Origin of the sequence: Streptomyces boluensis (assembly GCF_009908195.1) — a bacterium.
Classification (GTDB): Bacteria; Actinomycetota; Actinomycetes; order Streptomycetales; family Streptomycetaceae; genus Streptomyces; species Streptomyces boluensis.
This window is the reverse complement of record NZ_JAAAHS010000587.1, coordinates 1-3,155: the sequence shown is the minus strand read 5'-3', so window position 1 is coordinate 3,155 and position 3,155 is coordinate 1. Positions and strand designations below refer to the sequence as shown.

The following is a 3,155-nucleotide window of genomic DNA, read 5'->3' as shown; positions in this document are numbered from 1 at the left end:
GTAGCCGGTTCCTTGAACGCACCCCACTAGCCCACCCGCCGCCCGCGCCGCTCCCCGTACCGCCGCCGCCGACCGGCCCTGCGGGCGGCGCTCCTCGCGACCGTGCTGCTCGGCGGCCTCGGCCACGTACCCACCGCCCAGGCGCGGACCGCCGCCCCCGAACCGGTCGCGTGCCCGGACCACCTGGACGGGCGGGCGACCTGCTGGCGCGGCCGGGACGCCGACGGGGCGTACTACACCGCCGCCGTACCCGCCGACTGGAACGGCTCGCTCGTCGTGCACGCGCACGGCGGCCCCGACCTCGGCGACACCTCCGACCCGGCGCGCAGCGGCGAGGACCTGGAGCGCTGGGCGGTCATGGTCGACGAGGGGTACGCCTGGGTCGGCTCGTCCTACCGGCGCGGCGGCTACGGCACCCGGATGGCCGCCGCCGACACCGAGAGCGCCCGCCGCGCCTTCGTCAACGCCTTCGGCACACCCCGGCAGACCTATCTGCACGGCCAGTCCTGGGGCGGCGACGTCGCGGCCAAGGCGGCCGAGACGCAGGGCGGACGGAACGGCCCGTACGACGGTGTGCTGCTCACCAACGGCGTACTCGGCGGCGGCTCGCGCGGCTACGACTACCGCGTCGACCTGCGCGCGGTCTACCAGTTCTACTGCCGCAACCACCCGCGCCCCACCGAACCGCAGTACCCGGTGTGGCAGGGGCTGCGGCCCGGCTCCACCCTGACGGCCGCCGGGCTCCGCGCCCGCCTCGAGGAATGCACCGGGTACGCCGCCGCACCCGCGGACCGGACCGCGGCGCAGCAGCGCAACCTCGACGACATCCTCGGCGTCACCCGGATCCCGGAGCATGCCCTCGAATCGCATCTGCGCTTCGCCACGTTCACGTTCCGCGACATCGTGGCGGACTGGCTCGGCGGCCGTAACCCGTTCGCCAACGCGGGCGTGCGCTACACGGGTTCGCACGATGACGAGGCACTGAACGCCGGGATCGAGCGCTTCAGCGCCGACCCCACCGCCCGCCGTGACCTCTCGTACGACAGCGACCTCACCGGCGAGGTGAACCTGCCGGTGCTCACCCTGCACGCCATCGACGACCCGACGGCCTTCGTCGAGCACGAGTCCGCGTACCGCGCCACCCTCGACGGGGCCGACCGCGACGAGCACCTCGTGCAGACCTTCACGGAGGAGAGCGAGCACAGCGGCCTCAGCACCGCCGAGTACGCCAACTCCCTTGCCGCCCTGGACACTTGGGCCCGCACCGGCCGCAAGCCCACGGCCCGCTCCGTCGCCGCGTCCTGCGCCGCCTTCGACGCGCGGTACGGCACGGGCTGTTTCTACGACCCGGACTTCCGGCCCGCCCCGTACGCCTCCCGGATCCGGCCGCGTCCCGGCGGCCACGACTGGCCGGCGATGACGGCCGCGCAGGAGCGGGCGTGGAGCCGGATCGACGGGGTGGGCATCGCGCCCTGAGGTGTGCCCCGGAGCCTGGGCGTTTCGGTGTGTGACGCAGGTCGCATTCGCTGATGTCACATCCGGCCCGGCCCCTTCCGTCAATGGGGGTGTAGGCAGCAACGACAACGGCACGGGAGCCCATCATGGAAGCTCGTTTGAACCTCTTCGGCAGCGCGGTCACCCAGAAGCTCGTCAAGCACTTCGGTGCCGCGGGCAAGGAGATCGCCGAATCGACGCTGCCGCACGCGACGCAGGAGCTGGTGAAGATCCGCGCCAGCCAGATCAACGGCTGCGGCTTCTGCACCGACATGCACACCAAGGACGCCATCGAAGCCGGCGAGACCTCGGTACGGCTGCACCTCGTCGCCGTCTGGCGCGAGGCCACCGTGTTCACCGACGCGGAGCGTGCCGCCCTGGAACTCACCGAGCAGGGCACCCGCATCGCGGACGCGGCCGGCGGGGTCAGCGACGAGGCGTGGGACAGCGCGGCCAAGCACTTCGACGAGGACCAACTCGCCGCCCTGGTCGCCCTGATCGCCCTCATCAACGCCTACAACCGCGCCAACGTCCTCGTACGGCAGCCCGCGGGCGAGTACCGGCCGGGCATGTTCGGCTGAGTCCCGGCACACGTGCCCTCGCGGGCGGGGAAGCCGTTCTTCCGGCGGCCCCGCCCGCTTCGCCGTGCCCGGCCTGCTACCCGCTCAGTCCCCGCCACCACCACCGCACCCGCCGCCACCGCCGCAGCCGTGGCCGCCGCCGCAGCTGTGGCCGGAACCGCTGCCGCAGCCCGTGCTGCCGCCGGACCACCTGTCCCGCCTGCCGCCACGGCGCGACCTCGGAACGTCGCCCGCCGCACGGCGCCGCGCGGCCTCGCGGGCCGGCCGGGCCGCGCGCTCGCGCTCGTACTGCTCCTGCCGGGCCTTCTGCTCGCGCCGCTCCGCAGCCTCCCTGCGGGCCCGTTGGTGCCGGCTCGCGGCACGCTCCGCCGCGTCGGCGGGCTGCCACGGCTCCAGGCCGTGGCGACGGTCCGGCAGCAGCGGGGCGACGGTGACGGCGGTGTACGTCCGTTCCGTCTGCCGGTTGGGGAACCGCTCCACCACCGCGTATTCCAGGGCGACTTCGGCCCCTTCACGCGGTGCGCCGTACAGGATCGCCTCGAAGGGCTCGCTGTGCGGGTCGATGTCGTAAAGCCCCTCGCCCTTGTCGTACGGCGATCCGGAACCGAGCAGCCGGGACGCCGGGTCGGTGTCGCGCTTCTGCGGGCGGCAGCAGATGAGCGGCGGTACGCCCGTGGTGCGGGCGTCGGGGTACAGCCACCAGCGCCCGTCGGGGGCGATCCGCACGCCCACGAGCAGGGTCGGCTGCGTCCAGTCGTGCAGGCGCCGCGCCGCGCGATGGGCACTGTGGCCCATGCCGTAGGCGGTGCCGCCGACGACGAGGAACAGCCCCGCGACGAGCTGATGCCCACTCGCGTCGTACGCCGGTCCGGCGGCCGGCGCCGACAGGTCACCCACGAGCCCGTACACCAGGACGGCCGCCGCGATGACGCCGCACGTCAGGCCGGAGTAGACCTGGGTGAAGCCGCGGTACCCGTCCGACTCCCGTGCCCGGTCCGGGAGTTCGCGGTGGCGCGGGCCCGACGCCGCCCGCGCGAGGACCCGCTGCCTGCGCCGGGACCACAGCCGCAGACCCGCCCC

General features: G+C 74.2%; 2 protein-coding genes and 1 pseudogene. 2 read left to right on the top strand and 1 reads right to left on the bottom strand.

Annotated features, from left to right (window positions below):
* Nucleotides 1-78: 78 nt before the first annotated feature.
* Nucleotides 79-1,476 (top strand): hypothetical protein, encoded by a 1,398-nt coding sequence (locus tag GUY60_RS36250; protein WP_161705728.1) that lies wholly within the window; start codon nucleotides 79-81, stop codon nucleotides 1,474-1,476.
* 125 nt (nucleotides 1,477-1,601) lie between these two features.
* The gene (locus GUY60_RS36245) at nucleotides 1,602-2,075 is read left to right on the top strand and encodes a carboxymuconolactone decarboxylase family protein (protein WP_161705726.1); all 474 of its coding nucleotides are present in this window, start codon (nucleotides 1,602-1,604) and stop codon (nucleotides 2,073-2,075) included.
* Nucleotides 2,076-2,159: 84 nt separating this feature from the next.
* Here GUY60_RS36245 and GUY60_RS36240 read toward each other — a convergent pair.
* A pseudogene (locus GUY60_RS36240) lies at nucleotides 2,160-3,155 on the bottom strand (hypothetical protein); the annotation flags it as partial.

Excerpts from the sequence above, each read along its gene's own strand:
- GUY60_RS36245 (WP_161705726.1), top strand. The coding sequence starts at position 1,602 with ATGGAAGCTCGTTTGAACCTCTTCGGCAGCGCGGTCACCCAGAAGCTC.